Below are 26,859 nucleotides of genomic sequence, written 5' to 3'. Positions count from 1 at the left end.
GTGGAGGATACACCACCCACTATCTGATTGTATAGCAAAGTACACTGGTTAAATAGTAACCGATTCAACAATTTTCGCTTCATTATCAACAGCGAAAGTATCTAGCCACTGCACGTCAGTCCAGTTTCTCAACCACGTAAACTGGCGTTTCGCGAGTTGACGGGTTGCCGCAACCCCTTTATCGACCATTGTGGGGTAATCATAATCACCATCTAAATGCTGCCATACCTGACGATAACCGACACAGCGCATTGACGGTAGATTAAGGTGCAAATCTTTCCGCTGGCGCAAATTCTCGACTTCATTAATGAGGCCACCAGACAGCATTTCAAGATAACGTTGATGAATACGTTGATGCAATACTTTTCGATCGTCAGGCGCGATCGCAAATTGATGAATGTGTGCCCCGGTGATGTCAGCCAGTCCGGGGGTTTTCTGTTGCTGCCACTCACTTAAGGGTTTACCGGTCATTCGATACACTTCCAATGCACGCCCGATACGCTGAGGATCATTCGGGTGAACACGCGCCGCAATGACAGGGTCAACGTTGGCCAGTTCATTGTGAAGTGCCTGCCATCCCTTGATTGCTGCCTCTTCATGAACCTCAGTTCGAACACGCGGATCTGACTCAGGCACTTGCGACATGCCCGCCATTAGCGCGTTGTAGTACATCATCGTGCCACCGACCAACAACGGCACTTTACCACGCCGCCGGATATCCTCTACTGCCGCCAATGCGTCACGACAAAAATCCGCTGCGGAATAAGGCTGTGCAGGATCAACAATATCCACTAACCAATGCTTAACACGTTCAAGCTCTTGCGCCGTAGGCTTGGCAGTCCCGATATCCATATCCCGGTAGATGAGTGCAGAATCAACACTAATTATCTCTCCCTCGAGTTGCTCTGCAACAGCTAATGCGAGCGCTGTTTTTCCTGATGCCGTTGGGCCCATCAAATTAATGATAGGCGGAGTTGTGCGTGCCTGACTCATGCGCTAACCATGTGTTCTAGCTGCGTTATATCAATACGCTTTGCACTTTGCGACAAAACAGAGTTTTGAGCGTGTTTATCCAACTGCAAAAACCATTGCATGGTCTGTTGCGATTGAAACGGACTTTCGCTTTGCATAAATTCACACAAGCGTGCGATCACAGTATCGGCACTGATCTCGTCAGTGGTGTCGATAAGCACGCTAAACGCATTCGACCATGGCATGGCGCGCCAACCCGAAGGAACCTGCTTTAGTATCAGTTTACTTGCGATTTGCTCCACCACAATATGCAGCTTTTCCAGCGTTTGTCGTTTTGCTTCTGACCAGGCTTTGCAAACGGGTATCGCCACGGGGATAAGCAAAGGCTGAGCGCGCGTGGCAGCGCTGAGCTCGGATTGAAGCCGCGCTTTAAGACATTCAGACCACCTGATAAACCACAGCGCACAATCGTCGGTACGCATTAAACAAGTATCTGCATCCAACGCTAGAAAAGCGGCGTGATCGGTTATTGTAGGTTCTGTGCCCGCCCATGGCGTAGTGCTGGTTTTCTGCAGAGGTGGTCTTGAGTTTGAATATCCTTCGGTTCGTGAAACCTGACCTGAACCTGCATTGCGAAGTATGCCCTGCTGTGCGCGTGGTGGTTGAATATAGTCATGACTGGGGTTTGCGGCAGCGGCCATTATTTCGTTAACGTGCAGTACCGAATCATCACCGTTGCCATGCGGAATGTTCGCGAGCAATACCTTGCGAAATGCGCTACTGATGAAGTCATGAACCTGCCGGGCATCATGAAACCGAACTTCATGCTTTGCTGGATGAACATTCACATCGACCGCGTGTGGGTCTACATTCACAAACAATACGAAACCGATATTTTCAGGGTCGCAGCCACTTAATTCGTAGGCCTGTCGAATCGCGTGAGTGATCAACTTATCGCGCATAGGGCGTTGATTCACAAAGCTATAATGTAGCGTGGTCGCACTCAAGTTCACACTGGGGTCGAGTATAAGACCGGTCAGCGAGACGCCGTTACTCTCAACGTCAAGCGGCCATAGCATGTCTTCGTGCAATGCGCTATGCAGTGCGCCGATACGCAGGATTGGATTTTCTGTTACGCGGCAATGTTTGACTCGTTTGCCATTGTGACGAAGTAAAAACTCAATCTTCGGATGCGCCATCGCGATACGTTTAAAGACCGCTTCGATATGACCAAACTCAGTTTTTTCAGTGCGCAAAAACCGCCGTCTGGCGGGCGTATTAAAAAACAAATCCTGCACGTCAATTGTGGTGCCATTCGGGTGAGCAGCGGGTACAATATCTACCGCCATATCCATACCTTGCGCACAGGCTTGCCATGCTTCGCTTTGGTCGGCGGTTTTCGACGTTAATGTAAGCCGGCTCACCGCACTGATACTGGCAAGCGCTTCGCCGCGAAAGCCCATACTGGAGATAGCTTCTAAATCGTCTAGACAGGTTATCTTACTGGTTGCATGTCGGCTCAAAGCTAACGTTAATTGTGCTTTAGCAATGCCACTGCCATTGTCACGAATCAGGATCTGTTTATGTCCGCCTTGCGTGATATCTATTTCAATCTTAGTAGCACCGGCATCAATACAATTCTCAACCAGTTCTTTCACCACTGAAGCTGGGCGTTCGACAACTTCTCCCGCAGCAATTTGGTTTGCCAATTGCGGTGGCAACAGTTGGATCATGGGATCGTCAGCACTTGGCCAATACGTACGACATCTGAGGTGAGATTATTGGCTTGCTTGAGACTACTCACATTAACGTTATAGCGCTGCGCGAGCACCGATAACGACTCCCCGCTGCGGACTTTGTGAGTGCGTGTCGAATTTTTCAATGACGCCCACAATGTGCCGTCAGGCGGCACAGCTTTGAAGTAACGTTTGGTGGCATTAAACATGGAGGTTGCCAAACGTTCTCTATGCTCTGCCCAATTGAGATTTTTTTCTTCCTGCGGATTCGAAATAAAACCAACCTCAACCAAAATGGACGGAATATCCGGCGACGTCAATACCGCCAGACTCGCTGCTTGTGGCCTGGTCTTATGCATTTTAGTTATTTTGCGCATTTCCGAGATGACTTTTTGACTCAAATCATGACTCGTTGCCATCGAGTGATCCATCGACAAACCCAAAATGGTTTCGGCTAAATAGCGTTCACTTACCGCGTCGTTGATCACCTCTGCGGCCCCACCTAATAATTCAGAATGGCGTTCTGTCCGCTCCATCCAACGCCCCAACTCAGAATCTGCACGGCCTGTTGACAGCACCCACACAGAACCACCGCGTGGCTGTGGTGTTGTAAAGGCATCGGCGTGAATTGAAACCAGAAGATCAGCTTTATGCTGACGCGCCAGCTCTGGCCGTCGATTAGGTGCGATGTAATAGTCGCCCGTACGGGTCATCACCGCACGCATCCCCGGCTCATTGTCCACCATCGCCTGTAGTTTTTTTGCAATGCTCAGCACGATATTTTTTTCGAATGTACCGGTGGGGCCAACAGAACCAGGATCTTCGCCGCCATGCCCAGCATCAATGGCGATAATAATGTCTCGATCACGATCACTTTGTTCACTACTTTTGACCACAACCTGAGGTGCCTGCATCGGCGAATAAGGTAAATCCACCACTAAGCGATGGCCATAAGGCTTCGTCGGCGGCATGGCAAAGAGTTCTGGCGTAACGCTACGAGACAGATCCAGCACAACTCGTGTGGCGCGCTTGTTTTTGGGTGTACTGGTGCGGATGCGTTTGAGAAAGGCGTTGGTATTGTCAACTCTGCCTAAATCAACGCTCAGCGACGTTTCAGCAAAATCAATGACGACACGATCGGGGTTTTTCAGCGTGAAATACGAATAATCCGGTTGGCTGCCTAAGTCAAACACGATGCGCGTGTTGTTTGGCGAAGGCCACACGCGCACGCTTTCGATATCATTGGCATAAGCGGGTAGTAGCGCGCCTATCAATAAAAGCAGGGATAAGCCAAAACGTGTCAAAGTCATATGTGTCGTTGGTTCTATCTTTGTTCGCGTAAATTGAAACCGCCTAAGGTCAGTATTGCCTGCCCCTGAGACGAATGCGCCACGAGCTCAATGCGTCTGGCATTTTCATCTTCGCCATGCTCAATTCTAATGATTAAGTCAGGTGCTGCCAAGTAGTGCCCACCTTTATCTGGCCATTCAAACAAACAGATGGATTTGCCGATGGTGTAGTCCCGAATACCCATAAATTCCAGTTCTTCTGGATCGGCAAGACGATACAGGTCGAAATGGTATAGGTTGGCAGCACTCAGTTCATAGGGCTCAACCAAGGTATAAGTAGGACTCTTTACGTTACCCGTGTGACCAAAAGCGCGGATAAAAGTTCGACTGAACGTGGTTTTGCCCGCACCTAAATCACCTTGCAAATAGATAACCATCGGCATTAAATCGTGATGTAAGAGGGTGTTGCCTAACAAATTGGCTAGCGCAGCCGTACCCTGTTCATCGGCAACATCCAGCGATATGGATTGTGATACATTCTGCGTTGCCATAATCCGCTATGTTAACCGGTGATTGATTAAGGCGCGTAGCGTATCAAATAAGTCACTGGCAAGCAGCCCTCGTTGGCCGTAATCTTGTGCAAGAATATCGCCTGCTCTCGCATGCACAGTGACACCATATTTTGTCGCGACATCAGCGCGCAACCCCTGTGCTAATAGAGCGCCTAATACACCACTGAGTACATCACCCATCCCCGCCGTTGCCATGCCGGGGTTACCATGTTTGCACACCCAGGCATACTTTTCGGTATCGACAATGGTCCCGGCTCCTTTCAACACACAAATAGCATGGTAACGCTGAGCAAGCAGTCTGGCGGCATTAAAACGATCGGCTTCAACAGCCTCTACATTGTCACTTAACAGCCTCGCCGCTTCACCAGAGTGCGGCGTGATGACACACTGGTCAACATTAAACGCGCCGGAGTGACGCGACAGAATATTCAACGCATCAGCATCAATGACCATCGGTTTTTTGTGCGACTGGCAATAGTTCAACGTTTTCTCAAACGCATTGTGACTCCAGTCATCTTGACCTAACCCGGGTCCGATAACGACACAGGTTGCCCATTCAAGCGCCGCATCCAGATTGTCTGTGACAACCATTAATTCAGGGCGACCTGCGTTAATTTGAATCTTGGAATCTTCATGTGCATAAACTTTGACCAAGCCCGCACCACTGCGCAAAGCGGCCTCACTGGAAAGGCGGATCGCGCCTGCCGTGCCTTTATTACCGCCGATGCATAATAGGCGACCGTAGGTGCCTTTGTGGCTATTCACTTCACGTGGTGCCATTTGCGCAAAATGTTCCAATTCAATGACCGTGGCGCTCGCCCGCGCTAACGCCATGAACGCTTTGCCGATACCGAGATCTTCAAACACTAACCGGCCACAGGACTGTTTACCGGCACCCGTGCTCAAGCCGGCTTTTATGCCGACGAAGGTCACTGTTAAATCTGCTTGAATGCACCGTCCCATTGACTGGCCCGTATTCGCTTCGAGGCCAGAGGGAACATCAATGCTGATCACAGGTCTATCGCTGGCGTTCACGGCATCAATTATGGTTGCGTACTCGGGTCTGATCGAGCTGTTGGTACCCGTTCCCAATAGAGCGTCGATCACCACGTCGCTGCGCGACAGCGCTTCTGTGCTGAATGCATCTACCTGACCGCCAGCATCAAACCAAAGCTGCTGAGCGCGCTGGCTGTCGCCTGACAACGCTCTGTCGGGCTCGACAGCACATACCGCAACCTGTTTGCCAGCACGTTTTGCTTCCACCGCCGCAATGTAACCATCGCCAGCATTGTTGCCATGCCCCACCAAAATAAGATAGCGTTCGGTGTTTGGAAAGTGGTTTCGGCCATGCTCAAAAACTGCTTTTCCTGCGCGTTCCATCAGGGTGAACATATCGTTACCTGACTGTTCTGCCGCCGCTTTTTCATTGTCGCGAACCTGATCTGCTCGAAACAGTTTATGTGCTAAACTTTGCGCTAATTCGGAATCTAACATTATGCTATGACCACCATCGATTCGGTTGATTTAAATCAGTTAGCAAACAATATCAAGGCTTGGGGGAAGTCGCTAGGTTTTCAGCAAGTCGGTATTTGCGATGTTGACTTGAAACGCCACGAAACGTTTCTGCAAAACTGGTTGGATGCGGGTTACCACGGCACAATGAGCTATATGGCCCAGCATGGCATGAAGCGCGCTCGGCCGGATGAGCTGTTACCCGGAACGTTGCGCGCCATCAGTGTGCGATTAGATTACCTACCGCCCAACGCCTCCTTTGCAAAGCACCTGGCGGATCCACGTATTGGCTATATCAGCCGCTATGCCCTTGGCCGTGATTATCACAAGTTGGTGCGCAAAAAACTCAAGCAACTGGGTGACAAAATTAAAGCCGAGCTGAGTACGGCTGAGTTTCGTCCATTTGTCGACTCTGCCCCGGTACTTGAGCACGCGTTGGCCGAAAAAGCAGGTATCGGTTGGACAGGTAAGCACTCACTCACATTAAACAAGGAGGCTGGTTCGTGGTTTTTTCTCGGTGAATTGTTGATCAATTTACCACTGCCCACAGACACGCCTGTGGAGCCTTCTTGTGGTACCTGCAATGCGTGTATAACACTGTGCCCCACCAACGCTATTGTTAAGCCTTATGTTGTTGATGCGCGACGCTGTGTTTCTTATCTTACGATTGAGCATGAAGGCAAAATTGATGAAGCGCTTCGGCCTCTGATGGGTAACCGTATCTATGGCTGCGACGACTGCCAACTGGCGTGTCCTTATAATAAAGCGGCGCCAATCACCGAGGAAACCGACTTTTCGCCGCGCAGCCAGTTGTTTGGACAACCCCTAATCACATTGTTCGAATGGAGCGAGGAAACCTTTCTTGCGGCGACCGAAGGTTCTCCCATACGCCGAATTGGCTACGCACGCTGGCAACGCAATCTGGCTATTGCGATGGGTAATATGGCCTATACCCCTGACATGGTCGACGCTTTAAACAAAGGGCTGGGACGCGTAGATGCTAACGTCGACGAACACATTCACTGGGCCTTGCAGCAACATCAACAGCGGCTCCAGAGGGAATCGCGTAAAACAGTGCGATTAGTCAGATCGGTGCAAAAAGGAATGCCGCGCGACGCTTGATCGCGCGGATAATGTTATCATTTGGTGTGATATTGGCCACTTAACCGATGCACAGCATCCACAAATACCTTGGCATTTTTTGGCGGAACATCTAGGTGGATCCCATGGCCCAGGTTAAACACATGCCCACTACCATGTCCGTATTTGGCTAAGATAGTTGCCACTTCGCTTTCAATACGCTGCGGTTGAGCGTACAGCATAGACGGGTCCATATTGCCTTGTAGCGCAACCTTATCGCCAATGCGCGCTCGCGCTACATCAATGTCAATTGTCCAGTCTAAACCAACGCCATCGCAGCCTGTTGCCGCAATCGCTTCAAGCCACATGCCGCCATTTTTAGTAAATAATGTCACGGGCACTTTGTGGCCGTCATGCTCGCGGATCAAACCGTCCACTATTTTATGCATGTATTGCAAAGAAAAGTCGCGATAGTCTCGCGGAGATAACACTCCACCCCACGTATCAAAGACCATGACCGACTGAGCACCCGCTTTGATTTGCGCATTTAGATAAACAATCACTGAGTCAGCGAGTTTATCCAACAAAGCATGCAGAACCGTCGGCTCCGCAAACAGCATTTTTTTAATTTTAGTAAACGCTTTGCTTCCGCCCCCTTCCACCATATAGGTTGCCAGTGTCCAAGGGCTGCCTGAAAAGCCAATCAGGGGCACTTCGCCTTTCAACTCACGGCGAATTGTGCGGACCGCGTTCATCACGTACTGCAGCTCTTGCTCTGGATCCGGAATGGGTAACTGCTTAACCATCGCAGCGCTATCAACTGTGCGCTTGAAACGAGGGCCTTCACCGGTTTCAAAATACAAGCCCAAGCCCATCGCATCTGGGATCGTTAAAATATCGGAGAACAGGATAGCGGCGTCGAGATCGAAACGACGCAGTGGCTGCAATGTCACCTCACACGCAAGCTCTGCGTTTTTACACAACGCCATAAAATCGCCCGCTTCAGCACGTGTCGCTTTATATTCAGGAAGGTAGCGCCCAGCCTGCCGCATCATCCACACGGGTGTTACATCGACAGGTTGCTTCAATAAAGCGCGGAGATAGCGGTCGTTCTTTAGCTGCATGAAATCGGAAACTCTATAGTGAATTGGAATGTTGACGCACTTTAACGCCATTGAATGGCGCAAAATATACCAACAAAAAGGCCAAAATGCTTGGGTTGTTTAGGGCCTGTTGATCAACTCGCTCTGGAAACTTGCATAAATAGTAAGCACCTGCTATACCTAAGAAGCATAATAAATAAAGAATCTCGTTAACGAGACCGCGCTATCAAAGATTCACTTGGCTCGAACTTCGGTTCGAGCTTTTTTATGCACGTTTGCTAATCCCGTTGTTGGGTACTCTTGATCACATTTATTGTGACAATAGTCGCAGCGTTTCTTGAATAAGTTGCCCTGCAATAGACAGTGTTGGAGGCGTGGTTGGCAGATTGGATGGTGTAAACCAGTCAGCCGCACAAATTTCATCATCATCGATGCTGATCTCATCGCCAGCCCATTCTGCAATGAAACCCACCATCAGTGAGTGCGGAAACGGCCAAGGTTGGCTGCCAAAATAGCGCAAATTTTTGACACGTACACCCACTTCCTCTTTCACTTCGCGATGTACGGCACTTTCTAAGCTTTCACCACTTTCAACAAAACCGGCAAGCGTTGAATACATGCCCGTGTCTTTGTGTCGTGACCCCATCGCCAATAAAATTTCACCTTGGCGATAAATCGACACGATGATGCAGGGCGATACGCGGGGATAGCAACGGTGTTTGCACCGGTGACATTGCATCGCCATCTCCCAGCTTACGCGCTGCATGGTGTCGCCACACTGTCCGCAAAAACGGTGAGTTCGGATAAAAAGCGCGTACTGCCACGCTTTCGCGATAACGCTAAATTCCTCTGGTGAAGCTGACATCAGTGCCCCGCGCATGCCGATAGTGTCACTCAGCCATGCGTCGTTGCTGGCAATACGTTCATGACGCAAGTCGATCATGTACACCGCTATACCCTTTAATATTTCGATTTGTACAACATGTTCACCATACTCATGAAGCGGTTTAAGATGTTGCCATGACGTGTGCAATAACGGTTGCTTTTCTTCACTGCACATAAAGCGATCCTGCGTAATGATCAACCAAAAGTAACTCGCTTGTGTATCTAAGGGGCTTGTTTGTGTCACCAACTTCGTTTCCTGTTACGTGAAGAGTCGCGATGAGGCTAACAGTGCCTGATATTCAGATTCGACGCAAAAAATCACAATACTTTCACCCGCTGCTATACTTCATTTAACCGTAATACAAACAGCGAGTGTTTGACGCTATGCTAAATCAAATTGGGCCAACACCAACCCCCTTCAATGGGCAGCGCACTGCCGTTGATATGTGGTTAGACGAGCGTCAGCAACTCATTGTTGGCTATTATCAAATCGCTGGATTGAGTCTTACCAAAGCCCCCTCATTACACAGTGTATCGCCTGCACCTGAGCACTTGGCGTCCTTTTGTGAATTGCTAATGGATTACATTTCGGCCGGGCATTTCGAGATATTTGATATGCTGGTGGCCGGTGACGCCACGGGTGATGCATTGCGCGACCACCTGTATCCAAAACTGCTCGACAGTACCGACGAAGCATTGAAATTTAATGATCTTTTCGGTGCCGAGCAATTGGCCACTGATAGTCCTCTGTTGGTGCGAAAAATTGCTGATCTGGGAGAAACACTGGTCGAGCGATTTGAACATGAAGACCAGTTAATTCAGCACATTACTGCGCACCATGCATCAACAGAGTAACGCTAATTTATTAAGTTATGTGGTAAGCTTTATCGCAGTCGAAATAACGTTTGATTCAGTGGCAACAGGAATATAACCAAGCGATGACAGAACTATCCACATTGACCGAGAAAGCTCGACGCTTTTGTGAGGGCAAAGGCGCGCGTTTTACGCCGTTAAGAGAAAAAGTTTATCAAATTATGTTAAGCAAGCACCGCCCCATGGGAGCGTACGAGCTGCTTGATATTTTAAAAGAAACCGAAGATAGCGCTAAGCCAGCAACAGTCTATCGTGCTCTTGATTTTTTACTCGACTTTGATCTGATCCATAAATTAGAGTCCACCAATAGTTTTGTCGCATGCCACCACTTTGGCTGCAGCCATCCTGTACAGTTTCTAATATGCGACAGTTGTGGCGAAGTGGCAGAAATACAATCCGTCGGCATCGAAGACAAATTAAACGACCAAGCAAAATCGCGCGGGTTCAGCATTTCCAAACAAACCATTGAAGCACACGGTTTATGTGCGCAGTGCCATCAAAGCGAGTGAAAGTTCGATGGAATGTGACTCAGTTCGCTTTTGCTTACCCACGTTCCCGCGTGGATTTCATTTAATAACTGAACACGTCATTTCGGCAATTCCGTCGATAAAACACGTCCAATCGGGGATTTTGCAACTCTCCTTACTCCACACCAGTGCCAGTTTATGCATTAACGAGAACGCAGATCCGACGGTACGCACGGATTTAGAGGCATTCTGCAATGAGCTGTGTAGCGATTCCACTCCCTATTTCATACACACCTATGAGGGTAAAGATGACATGCCCGCGCATGTAAAATCTGCAATTTTTGGTTCGTCGCTGTCATTATCGATTGATCATGGAAAGCTCGTTTTGGGCACGTGGCAAGGTATTTACCTGGGCGAACACCGCGATAATGGTGGCAAACGTACCATTCACGCCACATTTCTGGGCAAGTCAATGGGTAAGTCGGCATGATTATTTCATGCATTCTGAATTGTCGTGTAAACTTAACCCAACCAACACACTGCTTAACAGTATTTAATACCAGTACGTAAAAGGAACTCAACATGTTGAAAAAAGCACTCATCGCAAGCGCCGTAACCGCTGCATTTTCCTTGCAGCCAGCACTGGCGCAAGAAGCTCCTGCAAACGACAAGTGGATTGCAGGCTTCGCACAATATTATAACGCAGATAGCAGCAAGCCAGATCCTGCTGGCTATTTCGATGACGGGCACGGCTACGGCGGCGAATTCGGATTCCGATTTGAGCCCGAGTGGGCGGTTCGTGTGGAAGTTGCTCGCCAGAAAATTGATGTCGATCCGTTCAGAACGTCTGGCTCAGAAGAAGAAGGTAATAGTTTTGGCTTAGACATGCTGTATTTCCTTGAAAATGATGCAGCCTATCTATTTGGTGGCTTACGCCATCAAGCGCTTGAACAAAGCTATCGTGCAGCGGCCGCGGGTGTGGGTAAACATTGGAATTTATCTGAGCGTTGGAAAGTCGTTACTGAAGCCACTTGGTTCCATGATTTTGGTCAAGGGTATAATGACTTTGGCGTGAAGCTGGGTTTAGCTTATTACTTCGGTGACAGCGTATCAACGCCACAACGTGATGGTGATGCAGATGGCGATGGCGTACTAGACAGCCGTGACCAGTGTTCAAATACACCGATGGGGACATCAGTTGACGCAACAGGCTGTAACAATGACAGTGATGCAGACGGTGTTGTCAACAGCGTTGATCAATGCCCCAACACGCCACGAGGCACTGCGGTAGACAGCCAAGGTTGTGCATTAGTTAAAGACTCTGACAACGATGGTGTTGCAAACTCAATCGATGCATGTCCTAACACGCCGGCGACTGACAAGGTTGACGCTAAGGGTTGCACCGTGTTTGCCGAACATCAGGTGTCAGTCGTACTCGATGTATTGTTCGCAAACGACAGCGCCGTTGTTACTGATCCACGTGATGCAAAAATCGTCGAATTTGCTGAGTTTATGAATCGCTATGACCATACCGATGCAACCATCGAAGGTCATTCTTCGGCCGTCGGTGACGCAGATTACAATATGGACTTATCGCAACGCAGAGCACAGTCTTTTGTGGATGTACTGGTTAACACTTACGGTATCAATAGAAGCCGTTTATCGGCTGTTGGCTATGGTGAAACGCAGCTACTTGACGAAAGAAATGTTGCTGAGGCACACCGCGTTAATCGTCGCATTCATGCCAAAGTAGTGGCTCAGGTTAAAGAAAAAGAAACGCGTTAAACGCTACCGCTTTGACTGATTAAGGCCAGCACATGCTGGCCTTTTTTATAATCTAATATTCGTCAGCCACAGCCGCACCGGCGTAGTTGTCAAAACGTGAAAACTGCCCTTGGAATGTGAGCCTTGAGGTGCCAATGGGTCCATTACGTTGTTTACCGATAATGATCTCAGCCACGCCTTTATACTCACTGTTTTCGTGATACACCTCATCACGGTAAATAAACATAATTAAATCCGCATCTTGCTCAATGGAGCCTGACTCACGCAAGTCAGAATTCACTGGGCGCTTGTCTGCGCGTTGCTCCAAGCCACGGTTTAACTGCGATAAGGCAACAACTGGCACTTCCAGTTCTTTCGCTAAGGCTTTGAGTGAGCGAGAAATTTCTGCAATTTCCAACGTTCTGTTGTCACTGAGACTGGGGACGCGCATCAGCTGCAAATAATCTACCATAATCATACTAATGCCGCCGCGCTCGCGGGCAAGCTTGCGCGCGCGTGTTCTAACATCCATGGGGGTTAGACCGGATGAGTCATCGACAAATAAGTTGTCTTTATCTTTCAACATGGCCATGGTGCGCGCAATGCGCTCCCAATCGTTGTCGTCTAATTGCGCGGTACGAATTTTGGTTTGATCGACTCGACTGAGCGATGCCAACATCCTCATCATGATTTGTTCGGCGGGCATCTCTAAGCTAAATACCAGTACTGGCTTTTCTTCGCTCATCATGGCGTTCTCGCACAAATTCATGGCGAATGTGGTTTTCCCCATGGAAGGCCTCGCCGCGACAATAATTAAGTCAGAAGGCTGAAGACCGCTGGTTTTTTTGTCGAGATCAGTAAACCCTGTTGTGACGCCCGTCACTTCTTTACCTGACTTAACCAGCGCCTCAAGCCGGTCAATGGTTTTGCCTAGTACTTTCTCAATATCCCGCGGGCCTTCATTCTCGCCCGTACGCTTTTCGGCAATTTCAAATACTTGAGACTCTGCCAAATCAAGCAACTCAGCACTGTTCCGGCCTTCTGGATTAAAGCCCACTTCGGCGATATTATGCGCCACGCCAATGAGTTCACGGGTGATTGCGCGTTCTTTGATAATCTGGGCATAGGCGACCACGTTAGCAGCACTGGGCGTATTCTTGGCTAGCTCAGCGAGATACGCAAAACCACCGGCTTCCTCAAGCAAATCGTTGCGCTCTAGCTGTTCCGATACAGTGATTAAATCAATGGGTTGATTATTCTTAAGCAGCGCCAGAATGGCGGCGAAAACCGTTTGATGTGCGCGATTGTAAAAGTCATCCTCGCCAACGATCTCTGTGACTTTGTCCCATGATTCGGGCGCAATCAGCATACTGCCCAGTACGGACTGTTCCGCCTCAATCGAATGCGGCGGTACTTTTAATTTTTCGACTTTGGCATCGGGTTTTGACGGCTTGACAACGTTCACTGGACACATTTTGATTGGGAAAAACGGCTACACAGTATGCGCTATTTTAGTCGATTTGGACACCATAAAAATGTGATCTTGCTGGGGCCTATTGATCGTTGCGATACATTTTTTGCTGCGGTCTGATGGCAAGGTAATCAAGGCTGAGTATTAACGCGCTTTCATGAAAAGCGCCCATATGGTGGAGCATCTGGGCGCTTAATCTTAGTTGATACCGCTATTTACTTTGTAATTTAACGCGACCATTCACCGTCGACACATCAACTTTTGCACTACCTGAACCGGTTGTAAACTCAAGCCAGCGTCTGGGACCATATTTGGCTTTCTGGGTTGTGTCGTCGGTTAATCGGTTAACAAAATTGCCACCGGCATGGCCTTTGATATCAAATCTTGCCGACACAGCCTTTTGGAAAGTCAGTTCAACCGAGCCGCCGACAGTGGCGATACGCACCTCCCCATCTTCATTTAAATGCATTTTTACATCGATACTACCGTTTACCGTGGTCAGATCTAACTCATCAACATTGCCAAGCGTGAGATAAAGATCACCGTTGACCGTTTCGGCGCTAATTTCCTGGCTGTCGGAACGCATATCAATATCACCGTTGACCGATTCGAAGCCAAGCTCGCCCGCACCGCTATGCTCCCCCTGAATCGCTCCATTTACTGTTTCAATATGCAGATCGCCGGTCGCCTGCATGGCTTTTACATCACCATTCACCGATTCCAACCGAACACGCCCTCTAACATCGTCAACAGAAATGGCGCCGTTCACTACATCAATATCTACATCGGCATACAAGGCTTGAGCGTCAATACTGGCGTTCACGGAACTGTAGCTGATATGACTTTCGTGTGGCACGTAGATGACGAGATCGTCACCGTCGTCATTGTTCCAACCCCAGCCGTTGCTGCGGTGACGCCCACCTTTCATTTCCACTTCTATACGTACTCGGTTACCATCGCGACGAAAAATAAACTCTTCCGCGTGTTCACTGAGCTCACCGCTCACATGCACTTCGCTTTTGTCCCAGCCTTTTATCACTGCACTACCGTTCATGTGCTCGATATCAATGTAGCTGGTTTTGTCAACGTCCATGCTCTGGTCAATCTTCTGCCCCGCGAACGCATTCATGCAGGCTGTCGCCAAGGCGACTGTCGAGGTCAATTTCCACCAATTCTTTACATTCACATTATTCATCATCGTATCATCCTCGTTTAAATCTGACGCCATTTAGGCGCGTGTACGCGTTCAATTAAGCTAATTTGTTGCTGATAAACATTTTGCAGCATTTTAAGCAGTGCCACGTTATCAGGGTCTTGCTCGAGGGCCGCCTTAATAGCCAGTGCCGCCTCGTCTAATTCACTCAGTTGTTGCTGCCAGTTTTGCGTCAACGCAGGTTGATCTTGCAAGCTCACCAACAAGGCCTCCTTTTGGGCCTGATGCTGCTTGCTCATGGTTGCCGCGAGTTGCTCAACCGACGGTTGCTGCACTGATGGCCCAGCTTGCATACCGCTAACCATATACCAACCGAATAAGGCAACGAACATCACGCTCGCGGCGGCCGCTAGAGGCCATTGGCTACGATGCTTGTCGTTTGTGGCTGGCAGTGTTTCTTCTCTTTGCTCGATACCAAGTGCAATGCCTTGCCATAAATCACGTTCAGGCTGAATATCGCGCGAAAGCGATTGTGCCTGTTGTTCTAGTCGCTGAGAATTTTTACTACTCATCATCCATCCACTCTGTTAGTAACTGTTTTGCGCGGTGAAACTGCGCTTTGCTCGATCCCACGGCCATATTCAATAAATCGGCGATTTCTTCATGCCGGTAGCCTTCGATGGCGTGCAGCACAAAAACATGCCGGGCACGCTCAGGCAGTCGCAGAATGTAGCGATCCAGCTCTACATCGCCGGCCGAACCTGCATCGCTATCGTCCATCACCGGCGAGTCCTCAATATTGAACGTTCGCTGAAACCAGCCCTTTTGTTTGCGAATGTACGAAATGGCGATGTTCGACGTTACGCTGTGTAACCACGTGGTAAACTGACTCTGTCCGTTGTAATTACTGAGTTTACGCCACAGTTGAATAAACACTTCTTGCGTCGCATCTTCTGCCATCGTGCGTTCACCCGTAAGACGTAAGCACAACGCGTACACCCTGCCAACATACGTTTCATATAGCTGCTTGTAAGCGGCCTTATCACCTTGTTGGGCTGCTGCAATTACATCGATGTCTTTCCTCGATGCAAATCGTTGCTGGGCCTCAACAATGTTTCCCGGTTGTTCTACCATACGTCCGTGGTTCCAATCTTCCACCTAACTAGCGGCGGGTTTTGTTCTCAGTGTGCAGTTAAAAGATTAGTCGCGCGGCTAAGCACGAAGGTTTAAAGCACGTGAAAAAATACTGTGGATTTTTTTTACCGCGCTATCATGAGTATATTACACGCTCTGGGCAGCAGAGCGACGCACAACACGAAAAGGTTTCCATGTATAATATCAATCAGCTATTTGCCGGTACGCCCAAACCGTTCGGTGCGAAAGGCGCCCCCAGCAGTATCCACAAACAACCAGTGCAACAGTTAACTGTATTTAAAAACGGCACGCTTGAGGATGAACAAGGCAACAAGAAGCTACATGGAGGTCCTGAAAAGGTACTTCACCAATATGCCATCAGTAGCTATCAGGTATTCCAACAACATTTCGCAGAACATAGCGCTCAATTCGTTCCCGGTAGTATTGGTGAAAACATCAGTGCACAGGACATGAATGACAAAAGTGTGTGTATTGGTGATGTTTATCGGGTTGGCTCAACCCTGATCCAAGTTGGCTCGCCTCGGGTTCCCTGCAGCAAAATATCACAGCGATTCGGTCTCCCTCAGCTCGACCGTTTCGTGAATGACCAAGGTATTTGTGGCTGGTATTTCCGCGTGCTGGAAGAAGGCAAAATTGACACTGGCGACACAATGGTGCTCGAATCAAGGGAAACAACTACGTTGAACATTGCTGACTTCATGGCCTTGGTCAATGACCGAAATGCCCATCGCGATGATCTCTTACATGCCGCTGCAATCCCATCGCTAGACCCGGAATGGCAAATCCGCTTAATGCAAAAATCACGCACAGCAAGGGCCAGTTGACCTTTCATCTTACGCAACGCTGGAGTCTGATTCTTTCATCAGCGAGGAATGAGGAGCGTGGTTTGGTTAATCCAAATTAGCGACAAATGACGAGGTTGATGAAAGAATCAGGCCCAGCCCTCGGGTCGAGTCCCAATACTCCACACTTTTTGTTGTGAATCCCTCATTTAGAGTGACTAAATTTCGGCATTCACGCCTCAATTGTGAAATATTGGGCGCTCGACGTTGCGTAAGATGAAAGGTCAACAGGCCCTTAAATTTTTAAGGGTAAAAAAAACCGCCAGTTGCAAGTGCAATGGCGGTTTTTCGATGGTATGTGAACTTACGCTTCAGCGATAATAACCAATTTAATAGAAGTCATTACGTCTGAGTGAAGCTGTAGGTCGATTTCGAACTCACCAGTTTCACGTAAAGTACCCGTAGGCAATTTCACTTCCGCTTTGGTCACTTCAACGCCGGCCGCTGTGATAGCGTCAGCGATGTCACGTGTACCAATAGAGCCAAACAATTTGCCTTCGTCACCCGCTGGAGCAGCGATAGTCACTTCACCAAGCGCTTCGATTTTCTCAGCGCGTGCTTGTGCAGCACTGAGCTGATCAGCGATCTTCGCTTCAAGCTCGGCACGACGCTGTTCAAATTTTTCAACGTTAGCTTTGGTTGCTGGAACTGCTTTTCCCTGAGGGAATAAGAAGTTACGTGCGTAACCCGATTTCACTGAAACCTTGTCACCTAATCCGCCTAAGTTGGCGATTTTATCTAGTAGAATGATGTCCATCTACAATACCCCTTCTATCGCCAATTACTTATGTGAGTCAGTGTAAGGTAGCAACGCAAGGAAGCGAGCACGCTTAATCGCAGTTGATAACTGACGTTGATATTTAGCACTCGTACCCGTAATACGGCTAGGTACGATTTTACCGCTTTCAGTCACATAGTTTTTCAATGTGGCGGTATCTTTGTAATCAATCTCTGCTACGCCTTCAGCTGAAAAACGGCAGAATTTACGACGTCTAAAAAAACGAGCCATGGTAATTCTCCTTTATTCTGAATCTGCAGAAGCAGGTTTTGCTGGTGCATCTTCACGACGCTCACGACGCTCTTCTTTCATCATTGGTGACGCTTCAGTCACGGCAGATTTAGTACGCATCACAAGGTTACGCAAGATAACATCATTGAAACGGAACGCAGTCTCTAATTCTTCAACCGCTTCAGCAGTCGCTTCGGCATTGATAAGAACGTAGTGAGCTTTGTGTAGCTTCTCGATTGGGTACGCTAACTGGCGACGACCCCAGTCTTCTAGACGGTGGATTTGTCCGCCGTCCTGCTTAAGGATGTTAGAGTATTTCTCTATCATCGCAGGAACTTGTTCACTCTGATCAGGGTGAACCATAAAAACGATTTCGTAATGACGCATGTCTGCTCCTTACGGTTGTAGCCTCGGGCAGTACAGCCTTCTGCATGGAGACAAGGAACTGGTTGGTTGGCTGTAAGGGCGCGGAGTATACAGAGGTATCAAGACAAGATCAATACACTGACGCCAACCAGTGCCAGTAGCGACCAGCCAAAGGTTTTACGATTCACTTTCTCACCCAAAACTTTGGCTACAATCAGCGACAATACAACGCTTGTAGCGAACAATGTTTGAACAATTGCGGCTTTCGTGTGCGCAAAGGCGATCATCTGCAAGAATAAGGCGGCAAAGGTTCCTAATAGGGTCGCTCCAGCTAACAGCACAAGGCCATTTTTACCTAACTGACGTTTCGGCTTAAACGAGCGTTTTAGCACCAACATAACAACAACCAGACTGACAAGGCCGCCGAGCAACCGATACAGAGACGCATTTGCGGCGTCAATTCCTGTGCTGGTGAGGATGTCACGGCTGATCACCGCACCAACAGCCTGGCATACTGCCGCAAGCGCAGCGAAAATATACCCGCTGACGGAAAACAATTTCACGTCACTGCGCTTTTGCAGCTTGATAATGACGTCCACAGAGACTAAAACAAGCGCTACACCCAACCATTGCTGCCACGTAAGCCACTCGTTGATCCACGCCATAGCAAATAGAGCCGTGAAAATAGGCGCAAGCGTTTCAGCGACCAATATTGACTGACTGTCACCAATCCGATTCAGTGCTTGAAAGAAAAAAGTGTCGCCCATGCCAATACCAATAATACCGCTCAACACTAACCACATCACAGCCAGATGCGACAAAGCGACCTCCAGTGGATTAATCAACGTGACCAGCACCAACACGAAAGCGGCTAAAGCACCCTTCCAGAAATTCAGCGCTAGCGGCGAATAGTAAGCGCCCAAGAGTTGAAACATGCGCGCTGCAATAGCCCAACAAAATGCCGTGGTGAGTGCGGCAATTTCGCCTGTATACATAATTAAGAGTCTCTGATTGTGTTTTGTTGGTATGAATTTCGCAGTATTAGCGCTGAGTGATAATGGTATCGCGACATAAACGCTTTGAAAACGCTTTAGTAGTCCGAAATTTGATTTAACCGGGGGCGTATCGTCTGATGTTCAGATTATCGTTTATTTTGACATTATTTACGTTGTTCATTGTACCGTTGGCGCTGTTCTTACTGCTAACCCAACGTATCGAGCTATCTATGCCTGTCACCTTATTACTGATTGCTGCGGTCTCACTGCGCATAGGTTTTGGATTGGTTTCTTTACTGAAAGAGCCAGGAAGGAATAAGCGAACACGCTACGCTCGCCGTCGCTGATCAGCGACGGCGGAGCATTCTGCTGTTACAGGTCATAACGTGGGCGGATAGCAAACTCGCCTACGTCTGCCTGAACAACTTCAACCCACGTGCCGGCTTTAATCGGTTCTTTACATCGCAATTTCCATGCGATCCCAGAGTAATGATGCAGGCTTGGTTTGTTCGGCGCTACGTCGTCTACCAGCAAGAAGCGATAACCAATTAAATCACTCGCCGCGCGGGTTTTGTCCACTCTGGACTGCATCTTTTTCAGTGAGCGCCACAAGGTTGCTGCCAGCACAGTAGTGACGATGGCGACGCTGAGTAACGCGCTTTGCCAGTTGTCGGGTATCAATGCAAACTGCAACAATGCCGCCGTTATCAATGCTGAAATGCCGACAAAAAACAAAATAAACGTACTAAAACCTAACACAATAATCTCTACGCCCAGCAGCACCAGGCCGATGATAAGCAGTGTTTCCGCTAGGTTCGACAACATCCAATTCATGTACTACCTATCCTTGTTTCTGTGTTGCATTGAGACGCTGGATAATCGTCATTGCCTGCGCCACAATACTGCCGGGCTCAGTGGCGCCGTCTGGCAACAAGACAACCGATGACTCATCTGCGATTGCGCGCTTCGCTTCGATGGCTTTGGTGGCCAAGTCTAACTCAACCGCTTTTTGACCTTCTTCAGTATTTGCCGCTTTACCCACTTTGGTCAGTGCTTCGGCCTGTGCCTGCGCAACGGCAATAATGGCTTGAGCCTCACCTTCAGCGCGCAAAATTTGCTCTGACTTATCCGCTTCTGCTGCTAGCACAACGGCGGCTTTTTCGCCCTCAGCACGATTGATTGCAGCTTGACGATCGCCCTCAGATTCAAGAATCTGTGCCCGCTTCACCCGCTCAGCTTTCATTTGTGCTTCCATGGCTTCCATCACGGAATTGGGCGGCACAATATCTTTTATTTCATAGCGCAGAACCTGAATACCCCATGGACCGCTCGCTTGATTAATCGCCGACACGATATTCGTATTCAGCAGATCCCGCTCTTCAAACGTTTTGTCCAACTCCATTTTGCCCAGTTCAGAGCGCATGGTGGTTTGCGCCAATTGAGTTACTGCGAATACGTAGTTATCTACGCCGTAGGTCGCTTTGTAAGGGTCAAGTACACGGAAATACAGCACACCATCGACACTGAGTGAGATGTTGTCTTTAGTGATTGCGCTCTGCTCGGGAACGTCAACCGCCTGCTCCTTGAGTGAGCGGTCAGACGCTACGCGGTCAATAAACGGCATAATGAAGTTTAAGCCCGCTTCTTTGGTAGATTGGTACTTGCCGAATCGCTCAATCAAAAATGCGCGATTCTGTGGCACAAATTTAATCGATGAGCGCAGCAGAATGATTACAAAAATGAGTAAGAAAACTTGGTATGTCAGTACATAATCAAGCAGGAACTGCATGGTGAATATCCTTATTGTTAGGTGTTCTTCCGTACGACGCGATGGTCGCCAGCCAGCAAGCTGTGCGCAAAATGAGACACCACTTGCTATAGCTTGCGAATGTATAGCACTATTCAGCCTTTGTGACTAGAACTGTTGAACAATATGCAATCAATAATTGACCAATTTAAACTCAAACCTCATCCGGAAGGTGGCTATTATGGCGAAGTCTATCGCTCACCCGCGCAGGTCGAGTCTCAACACCACGGCAAATCACGACCCGCACTTACGCATATCTACTTTTTGTTAACCCATGGGGAATGTAGCCGCTTCCACCGAGTGTGGCATGACGAGGTCTGGAATTTTTACGCCGGTGCGCCACTAAGCCTGTACGAAATAACCTGCGACGATGGCCAACTCTGCCAGTCCGCTGAGCCTCAAATGAAATCGATCACCATTGGCGCGGGAGCCGATTATGTGCATATCATCCGGGCTGGCCATTGGCAGGCTGCTGAGACAAGCGGCGATTATTCTTTTGTTGGGTGCAGTGTCGCACCCGGATTCGATTTTGAAGACTTCAGCTTTATGGAATCGGAGGAGGACAAAGCGTGGTTAAAGCAACATCGTCCTGAGTGGCAGCGGTTTATTTAGGGCACGACCAGCGTGCCCTGCTTGCAGAGATATCTGCGACGCTATTGCAACCACGCATAACTGAATTTCATGAACACCGATTGCTCGGCGCTGGTCAGGCGGCGCAGGCTATCGTCATTAAATCGTGTGTCAGAGATGCCGACAAAAAATTTGGTCAATGGGTTCAACTTATAGCTATAAAGCAATTGCCAGCCCACATCTTGCGCGTCAGCATCGAGCCGCCCGGCAAGATTAGGGTTGTAATTCTCTAAGTTTCGCTCAATATTCGAATAGGCCAAAATTAGGCGCACAAACTGGCGCGTATTAAACTGGTAAGTCAGCCGTAAATCGGCCAAATGGGCCTCAAACAACGCCGCATCGTTTGATTCGAAGTCGTTGTAAAGGCCGTATAATCCGACAAAAAGATGCTGCCCTAAATTCAGCTCAACCTCACTTTCTACCAATAGTTGCTCACCGAGCCGATTGTTGGCGAAATCAATGGCATCACCTTGGCTTGCGATCACATTAAAATACACGGTTTCATTTGGCTGCACTTCAAAATAGCTTCGGTACTGACGCTCGTCGAAACGGTCGGTGTTGCCATCAATGGCCAAGGAAGCGGAATCTAACCGCAAACCAACACGGGCGCGGTCAACGTATCCCACTTCCCAAAATGTTTGATAATCGCCGCGAACACTGAAAAACACTTCCACTTCCTGTTCAATCAACTCACCGTTATCGTTGTGGGTTATATCCCAGTCTCCATTCAAGCGAAGACGGTTCCACCAACTGGTTTGGCTCCACCATAGGTAACCACCGCCCACAACGGTTTTATTGTGATCAATCTGCGACACAAAGCCCAAGTCTGCGCGAAAGTCTTCGCCGTTGGCATAATGCGCCGCATTGAAAAACCAGTTGCGTTCCTCATGGCTATAGTTAACACGGTAGGATAGCCCTGAAAATGCCTCGGCATTGGCAGTACGCAAAGCTTCTTCAGTAAATGCCTCATTGTCAGCACATTGCCCATCGAAGCAAAAATCCCGAAACAACTCCGTCGGATACTGCGTGTCCGATACAACCACCTGCGCGCGCAGGGTGTCAGTTTCAGAAATCAAATACCGCACGTCTGCGCCATTCACGTAATTATGATAGTCACCCGCTTGGCGCAGTGTACTCACAACCCCCAGTGACAGATCATCACTAAGATCGTAACGATACCGGATGGCCGCGTTGGTTGACTCTTCATCCAACACCGCCACCGAAGAGCCCAAATTTCCCGGCACTAAAAAGGTGGTCGACTCATCGTTCGCCAGAAACACACCAATGGAATGGTCATCCACCCGTCCTGTCACTTTCGCGCCGTAATCTGGCGAACCGATATTGCGCGTGTAAACTAAGTTCAAATTCGACGAAAAATAATCAGCATTTTCGGTGAAGAATGGTCGCTGTTCGTCAAAGAACAAAGCAAACGTATTGTTGATGCTCAGTTGTGCGACATCCGACTCCACCTGAGAGAAATCGGGATTGAATGTGGCCTGAAGGGTAAACTCAGGTGTAATGCCCCAGTTCACGTCGAGGCCAACTTCCTGATTATCATCATATTCCCAGTCACGCGTCGAGTAGATGTCTCGAGACCGTGACTTGCCCGCCACAATGGTGGGCACTATGGCTAAATTGTTGCTCTGCTTTGCAGTTTCAAAGCCTGATACTTCGCCCATTTGACATAAGAAACATGAGTTATCACGGTCGCGTTTCATGTCGGAAATGCGCAGCTCATCTTCACGCGGATAGAAGCGCAAAAACTCGGCGCCCCAAGTTTTGGTTTCATCATTCTCGTTGAAATTCATGATGCGCAGCGGCAACGCCATTTCGACCACATAACCGGTTTCAGTAATTTTTCCGGCTGATTCCCAGATGGCATTCCATGCGTCACTCTCGTTGCCGGTCATTTCATTTTCAATCAGATCAGCCTGTACGCCAAAGGGATTAACGAAAAACTGATAGGCCAAACGGCTGTCGTTGAACGTATCTAACTTGAGACCAACGAGATCGTCACCAAAAATGAGGTCGCGGTCACGATAGAAAGCGCGAATGTTGTCTGGCTCTGGATCGTCCGCAACGAAGGCAACAAAAAGGGTATCTCCGTCTTCATAAATGAAGACGTCTGTCTTTACCGGGGATATCGTGTTTTCAAACGGCTCGGTAACATAAATCAGTTCACGTTTGGCCGCCAGCTTCCATTGGGGCTCATTAAGCTCACCGTCGATAACCGCAGCATTCTCAAGCAGGGGGATAGCTAAAGATCCTTCAACAGGGTCACTGTAAACACAGAGATGCGTAAGGGTTGCCGCTAAGGATATTATTATTCTTATAAAACCAAACTTCATGGGATGTCCAAGTGTGTTTTTTTAGTACAAAGCAATTACCGTTGCTAGGGTAGGGTATTCACACTTAAAAACCAACTATTTGAACGCATCCGCTTCAAAATAAAGAGGTTTTATCGATCCGCAAAACAGCAGTTTCATCAACAACTCCTCTTCTTTCGGCGACGCACTGGAGGTAAAAAACTGTGTTACGCAGTTCTTTGCTTCCTCTACAAGCACGATGTGGTCAAAACTGGGTGTGTGTTTTATTTTGTGGATCAGTATGCGGTCTCGATTTGGCAGCTCGACGATGTCGTAAGTTTGGCGCAACCCTGAAGGCTCAAGCCCTTCGAGTTTACGATGGTAAAGCTGTTTGACAAAATTGACCGGCACGGCGGTATAGATGGGCTTACTTTCGGTTATATCAGAGCCTAACCACACATCAACCTCAATCTGCACAGACTCATTTCGGATCAGCCGTTCCAGATTGAACGAGCGTGTTTTAATAGTCACTCGATCGGCATCGCGCACGAGATAGAATAAGTTAGCTCCCTTTGCATCGACCAAATACAGAAGCTGCTGATTTTTTGGGTCTTGCAATGCAGGTAGATAGGTTGCAAAAAGGTCGGACTCGCTACTCGCCAAGGCGAATACATGCTCACCTTCATATTTTGGGTCGAGGGGCGGCGGCTTGGCTTCTTCAGCGCCAGCGGTCGCTTGCACCAACATGACAATTACAAGCACCGAGAGCCACATGGGGCTCATTCGATTGATCCGTCGTGTCATCGTTTCGTTATCTCTTCCAACCCGATCCTATCGCCTAGCATAGCATATAGACTCGGTCTAACCTGAAGACAAAACATCGGTTAATTCATCCAAATATTGACTGAAATTTTCCCATTGCTTCAGGCCGGAGCGATAAATAGGCTGGCGGACCTGCTCGGAGCTTGGCGTTTTAATCACGCGGCGCGTTTGATGAAATGAAAGGCATTGAGGCTCGAAAGGCAAGTTGCAATACGCCAGTATGCGTTTCACCTGACCTTCAAGATCGTCAATCACGTCCTCATGTTGCACGCGTAATACAGCCCCCGGAAGCACGTTGTCCCAATGCGCCATCAACCGCGTGTATGCCCGATAGTAGCGGCCAATGTTGGTTAGACTGTAAGTGAATTCCTGGCCCTCACCAAACAACTGCTTGAAGCCACTGAAGCAACACGCCATGGGGTCGCGCCGTGCGTCAATAATTTTGGCATTCGGCAAGATCAGTTTAATCAATCCGATATGAACAAAATTGTTCGGCATTTTGTCGATAAACAACGGAGCACCGCTGCGATACACCTTGGTTTCATCTAAATACTGCTGGCCGAACCGTGCCAGATAGTCAGGATCTAAGGACTTCAGCAATGCTGGATAAGCCACTTTTTGCCCACGCAGTCGAGACACCAACGCTAAAATGTTGTGCAATTCCATCGTGCCATCGACCATCGAATGCGAAGCAAGGATCTGTTCCAGTAAGGTTGAACCTGCGCGAGGTAGCCCAACGATAAAGATTGGGTCCTGTGCCGGATGACCGGCGCTATTGTGATGCTCAAACACCTCGGCTGTCATCGCAGTCATCTGTGCCGTCACCTGCTCTTCAATGAAGCGGGGATCATATTGCAATTGCGACTGTTTCAACTGATTTCCCTGCGCATAATGGGTAAATGACTGTTCGAACAGTTGGCTATCTTCAAACGCCTTACCTAACGCAAAATGCATATGAATTTTATCGTCTATTTCAGTCTCTGCTGATTCGGATAATGTGAGTAGCTTAGCGCGCTCCGCCTCAGTGAATTGGTACGTTTTGGTGTTCGCTAAGCTCCAGTAAGCATCACCTAAATCCGGTTTGATTGCGTAAGCACGCTGATAAGCAGCAATAGCGTCATCAAAATCACCACGCGCTTTGAGCGCATGACCTAGCAATAAATAGACATTCGGTTGACGCTCATTGTGCTGCAACACGTGCCGGTATGTCTCCACAGCGCCGTCTAACTCGCCCAACCCCACCATTGCGCTGGCTTTCGCAACGAGCAGTGTAGGGCTGTTCGGTGTTGCCGCTAATAAGGTTTGAGCGCAATCATGCGCTTTTTGGAACTTACCCATCTTCGCCAGCAACTTAAGGTATTCGATACCGGTAGCCCGATGGTCAGGATACAGTTCCATGCTGCTCTCAAGTAGAAACTCAGCTTCTGTGTATAACTTGAGCTTAATCCCAATCTCAGCAAGCAGCAGCATACCTTCCACATGGTGTTTATGCCGTTGTAAAAATTGACGACAGACCTGATCGGCGAGCTTGAGGTCGCCTTCGTGCATAAGGTCTCTGGCCCCTAAAATTTCACGGGGTAACGCGCTTAAATAGGCCACTTGTTGTTGCGCATATTCCGCCGCTGAGGGATTACCTAAAGCGGGATATAGTGTGGACAGAGCACGCCAGCTACCAACTAACGATGGGTTACGTAGGGTCGCTTGATAGAAGGCGGACGCAGCAAGTTGCTTTTGACCCAGCGCTTGCTGAGCATAGCCCATTTCTTGATAAACCCGGGCATGATCGGGATTGCGCGCTAATAAAGTCTGCGCGACAGCGATAGCCCTCTCGGGCTGCTGATGCTGCCGATGCGCCACACATTGCAAATACAGGATATCCCGATGCTCTTGCTCGGCGAGCGAATTGCCGGAAATGGCTACATTGGCGAGTTCTATTGCCTGCGCAAACTGCCCCTGTGTAATGGCTTGTTTGACTGAATTTACAGGACTGTCGGATTTTTGCACGGTGACCTTACTTTTTTGATTGGGAGCGTAGTTGATTCAAGCCGGC

Annotated in this window: 28 protein-coding genes; 8 read left to right on the top strand and 20 right to left on the bottom strand. The window is 48.8% G+C overall.

What is annotated here, in order from left to right; all coding sequences use genetic code 11:
- Positions 1 to 48 precede the first annotated feature (48 nt).
- Genes miaA through KIU71_RS10940 form a run of 5 tightly spaced genes read right to left on the bottom strand, consistent with a single transcriptional unit; the run spans position 49 to position 6,063 of the window.
- Complete coding sequence (gene miaA, locus KIU71_RS10960) at positions 49 to 993, bottom strand: tRNA (adenosine(37)-N6)-dimethylallyltransferase MiaA (protein ID WP_214131312.1); 945 nt, start codon at positions 991 to 993, stop codon at positions 49 to 51.
- Positions 990 to 2,705, bottom strand: a complete 1,716-nt coding sequence (mutL, locus tag KIU71_RS10955) for a DNA mismatch repair endonuclease MutL (RefSeq protein WP_214131311.1) — start codon at positions 2,703 to 2,705, stop codon at positions 990 to 992. Before mutL ends, miaA begins: the two co-directional genes overlap by 4 nt.
- Complete coding sequence (locus KIU71_RS10950) at positions 2,702 to 4,018, bottom strand: N-acetylmuramoyl-L-alanine amidase (protein ID WP_214131310.1); 1,317 nt, start codon at positions 4,016 to 4,018, stop codon at positions 2,702 to 2,704. Before KIU71_RS10950 ends, mutL begins: the two co-directional genes overlap by 4 nt.
- Positions 4,019 to 4,032: 14 nt before the next feature.
- Positions 4,033 to 4,548 carry a tRNA (adenosine(37)-N6)-threonylcarbamoyltransferase complex ATPase subunit type 1 TsaE gene (gene tsaE, locus KIU71_RS10945; RefSeq protein WP_214131309.1) on the bottom strand — a complete coding sequence of 172 codons (516 nt, stop codon included), beginning with the start codon at positions 4,546 to 4,548 and terminating at the stop codon, positions 4,033 to 4,035.
- A 6-nt stretch (positions 4,549 to 4,554) separates the two neighbouring features.
- Positions 4,555 to 6,063, bottom strand: coding sequence for an NAD(P)H-hydrate dehydratase (locus KIU71_RS10940; protein WP_214131308.1), 1,509 nt, complete (start codon positions 6,061 to 6,063; stop codon positions 4,555 to 4,557).
- A gap of 6 nt (positions 6,064 to 6,069) precedes the next feature.
- On the opposite strand from KIU71_RS10940, the gene queG reads away from it, so the two are divergent.
- Positions 6,070 to 7,203 carry a tRNA epoxyqueuosine(34) reductase QueG gene (gene queG, locus KIU71_RS10935; protein WP_214131307.1) on the top strand — a complete coding sequence of 378 codons (1,134 nt, stop codon included), beginning with the start codon at positions 6,070 to 6,072 and terminating at the stop codon, positions 7,201 to 7,203.
- 17 nt (positions 7,204 to 7,220) lie between these two features.
- Here queG and hemE read toward each other — a convergent pair whose 3' ends face one another.
- Both hemE and nudC read right to left on the bottom strand, forming a co-directional pair.
- Positions 7,221 to 8,285 carry a uroporphyrinogen decarboxylase gene (hemE, locus tag KIU71_RS10930; protein WP_214131306.1) on the bottom strand — a complete coding sequence of 355 codons (1,065 nt, stop codon included), beginning with the start codon at positions 8,283 to 8,285 and terminating at the stop codon, positions 7,221 to 7,223.
- 289 nt (positions 8,286 to 8,574) lie between these two features.
- Positions 8,575 to 9,396: an NAD(+) diphosphatase gene (gene nudC, locus KIU71_RS10925; RefSeq protein WP_214131305.1), complete on the bottom strand. Its 822-nt coding sequence runs from the start codon at positions 9,394 to 9,396 to the stop codon at positions 8,575 to 8,577.
- Between the two features lie 137 nt (positions 9,397 to 9,533).
- Here nudC and KIU71_RS10920 point away from each other — a divergent pair, with 137 nt between their 5' ends.
- From KIU71_RS10920 to KIU71_RS10905, 4 genes are all read left to right on the top strand, one after another.
- Positions 9,534 to 10,004, top strand: coding sequence for an Rsd/AlgQ family anti-sigma factor (locus tag KIU71_RS10920; protein WP_214131304.1), 471 nt, complete (start codon positions 9,534 to 9,536; stop codon positions 10,002 to 10,004).
- An 83-nt stretch (positions 10,005 to 10,087) separates the two neighbouring features.
- Positions 10,088 to 10,531 carry a transcriptional repressor gene (locus KIU71_RS10915; RefSeq protein ID WP_214131303.1) on the top strand — a complete coding sequence of 148 codons (444 nt, stop codon included), beginning with the start codon at positions 10,088 to 10,090 and terminating at the stop codon, positions 10,529 to 10,531.
- Positions 10,532 to 10,538: 7 nt separating this feature from the next.
- Entirely contained in the window at positions 10,539 to 10,979 is a 441-nt protein-coding gene (locus tag KIU71_RS10910) for a secondary thiamine-phosphate synthase enzyme YjbQ (RefSeq protein WP_214131302.1), read from the top strand.
- A 92-nt stretch (positions 10,980 to 11,071) separates the two neighbouring features.
- The gene (locus KIU71_RS10905; protein WP_214131301.1) at positions 11,072 to 12,274 is read left to right on the top strand and encodes an OmpA family protein; all 1,203 of its coding nucleotides are present in this window, start codon (positions 11,072 to 11,074) and stop codon (positions 12,272 to 12,274) included.
- A 52-nt stretch (positions 12,275 to 12,326) separates the two neighbouring features.
- Here the strand turns inward: KIU71_RS10905 and dnaB are convergent, their stop codons facing one another.
- The 4 genes from dnaB to KIU71_RS10885 form a co-directional block, all read right to left on the bottom strand.
- Positions 12,327 to 13,718 carry a replicative DNA helicase gene (gene dnaB, locus KIU71_RS10900; protein ID WP_315853279.1) on the bottom strand — a complete coding sequence of 464 codons (1,392 nt, stop codon included), beginning with the start codon at positions 13,716 to 13,718 and terminating at the stop codon, positions 12,327 to 12,329.
- A gap of 217 nt (positions 13,719 to 13,935) precedes the next feature.
- The gene (locus tag KIU71_RS10895; protein ID WP_250207438.1) at positions 13,936 to 14,952 is read right to left on the bottom strand and encodes a DUF4097 family beta strand repeat-containing protein; all 1,017 of its coding nucleotides are present in this window, start codon (positions 14,950 to 14,952) and stop codon (positions 13,936 to 13,938) included.
- Positions 14,937 to 15,449, bottom strand: coding sequence for a hypothetical protein (locus KIU71_RS10890; protein WP_214131299.1), 513 nt, complete (start codon positions 15,447 to 15,449; stop codon positions 14,937 to 14,939). Before KIU71_RS10890 ends, KIU71_RS10895 begins: the two co-directional genes overlap by 16 nt.
- Complete coding sequence (locus KIU71_RS10885; RefSeq protein ID WP_214131298.1) at positions 15,442 to 16,011, bottom strand: RNA polymerase sigma factor; 570 nt, start codon at positions 16,009 to 16,011, stop codon at positions 15,442 to 15,444. The genes KIU71_RS10890 and KIU71_RS10885 overlap by 8 nt, the downstream gene beginning before the upstream one ends.
- Positions 16,012 to 16,112: 101 nt before the next feature.
- Here KIU71_RS10885 and KIU71_RS10880 point away from each other — a divergent pair, with 101 nt between their 5' ends.
- Positions 16,113 to 16,856, top strand: coding sequence for an MOSC domain-containing protein (locus KIU71_RS10880; protein WP_214131297.1), 744 nt, complete (start codon positions 16,113 to 16,115; stop codon positions 16,854 to 16,856).
- A gap of 322 nt (positions 16,857 to 17,178) precedes the next feature.
- Here KIU71_RS10880 and rplI read toward each other — a convergent pair whose 3' ends face one another.
- From rplI to KIU71_RS10860, 4 genes are all read right to left on the bottom strand, one after another.
- A complete protein-coding gene (gene rplI / locus KIU71_RS10875) occupies positions 17,179 to 17,631 on the bottom strand; it encodes a 50S ribosomal protein L9 (protein WP_214131296.1) in 453 nt (150 codons plus the stop codon).
- 24 nt (positions 17,632 to 17,655) lie between these two features.
- Positions 17,656 to 17,883 (bottom strand): 30S ribosomal protein S18, encoded by a 228-nt coding sequence (rpsR, locus tag KIU71_RS10870; RefSeq protein ID WP_214131295.1) that lies wholly within the window; start codon positions 17,881 to 17,883, stop codon positions 17,656 to 17,658.
- 12 nt (positions 17,884 to 17,895) lie between these two features.
- Positions 17,896 to 18,270: a 30S ribosomal protein S6 gene (gene rpsF, locus KIU71_RS10865; RefSeq protein ID WP_214131294.1), complete on the bottom strand. Its 375-nt coding sequence runs from the start codon at positions 18,268 to 18,270 to the stop codon at positions 17,896 to 17,898.
- A 98-nt stretch (positions 18,271 to 18,368) separates the two neighbouring features.
- The gene (locus tag KIU71_RS10860) at positions 18,369 to 19,244 is read right to left on the bottom strand and encodes a DMT family transporter (RefSeq protein ID WP_214131293.1); all 876 of its coding nucleotides are present in this window, start codon (positions 19,242 to 19,244) and stop codon (positions 18,369 to 18,371) included.
- A gap of 137 nt (positions 19,245 to 19,381) precedes the next feature.
- Here KIU71_RS10860 and KIU71_RS10855 point away from each other — a divergent pair, with 137 nt between their 5' ends.
- A complete protein-coding gene (locus tag KIU71_RS10855; RefSeq protein WP_214131292.1) occupies positions 19,382 to 19,591 on the top strand; it encodes a hypothetical protein in 210 nt (69 codons plus the stop codon).
- A gap of 25 nt (positions 19,592 to 19,616) precedes the next feature.
- On the opposite strand, the gene KIU71_RS10850 is transcribed toward KIU71_RS10855, so the two are convergent.
- Together KIU71_RS10850 and KIU71_RS10845 are read right to left on the bottom strand one after the other, a co-directional pair.
- Positions 19,617 to 20,078, bottom strand: coding sequence for an NfeD family protein (locus KIU71_RS10850; RefSeq protein ID WP_214131291.1), 462 nt, complete (start codon positions 20,076 to 20,078; stop codon positions 19,617 to 19,619).
- A gap of 7 nt (positions 20,079 to 20,085) precedes the next feature.
- Positions 20,086 to 21,033 carry an SPFH domain-containing protein gene (locus KIU71_RS10845; RefSeq protein ID WP_214131290.1) on the bottom strand — a complete coding sequence of 316 codons (948 nt, stop codon included), beginning with the start codon at positions 21,031 to 21,033 and terminating at the stop codon, positions 20,086 to 20,088.
- A 144-nt stretch (positions 21,034 to 21,177) separates the two neighbouring features.
- Here KIU71_RS10845 and KIU71_RS10840 point away from each other — a divergent pair, with 144 nt between their 5' ends.
- Entirely contained in the window at positions 21,178 to 21,663 is a 486-nt protein-coding gene (locus tag KIU71_RS10840; protein WP_214131289.1) for a cupin domain-containing protein, read from the top strand.
- 41 nt (positions 21,664 to 21,704) lie between these two features.
- Here the strand turns inward: KIU71_RS10840 and KIU71_RS10835 are convergent, their stop codons facing one another.
- The 3 genes from KIU71_RS10835 to KIU71_RS10825 all read right to left on the bottom strand — a co-directional run bounded on the left by KIU71_RS10835 (position 21,705) and on the right by KIU71_RS10825 (position 26,813).
- Entirely contained in the window at positions 21,705 to 24,029 is a 2,325-nt protein-coding gene (locus KIU71_RS10835; RefSeq protein ID WP_214131288.1) for a carbohydrate binding family 9 domain-containing protein, read from the bottom strand.
- A 75-nt stretch (positions 24,030 to 24,104) separates the two neighbouring features.
- Positions 24,105 to 24,770, bottom strand: coding sequence for a hypothetical protein (locus tag KIU71_RS10830; RefSeq protein ID WP_214131287.1), 666 nt, complete (start codon positions 24,768 to 24,770; stop codon positions 24,105 to 24,107).
- 78 nt (positions 24,771 to 24,848) lie between these two features.
- Positions 24,849 to 26,813 carry a tetratricopeptide repeat-containing sulfotransferase family protein gene (locus KIU71_RS10825; RefSeq protein ID WP_214131286.1) on the bottom strand — a complete coding sequence of 655 codons (1,965 nt, stop codon included), beginning with the start codon at positions 26,811 to 26,813 and terminating at the stop codon, positions 24,849 to 24,851.
- Positions 26,814 to 26,859: the final 46 nt, after the last annotated feature.

This window comes from Alteromonas oceanisediminis (assembly GCF_018474025.1).
Classification (GTDB): Bacteria; Pseudomonadota; Gammaproteobacteria; order Enterobacterales; family Alteromonadaceae; genus Alteromonas_E; species Alteromonas_E oceanisediminis.
This window is presented reverse-complemented; position numbering and strand designations above follow the sequence as displayed.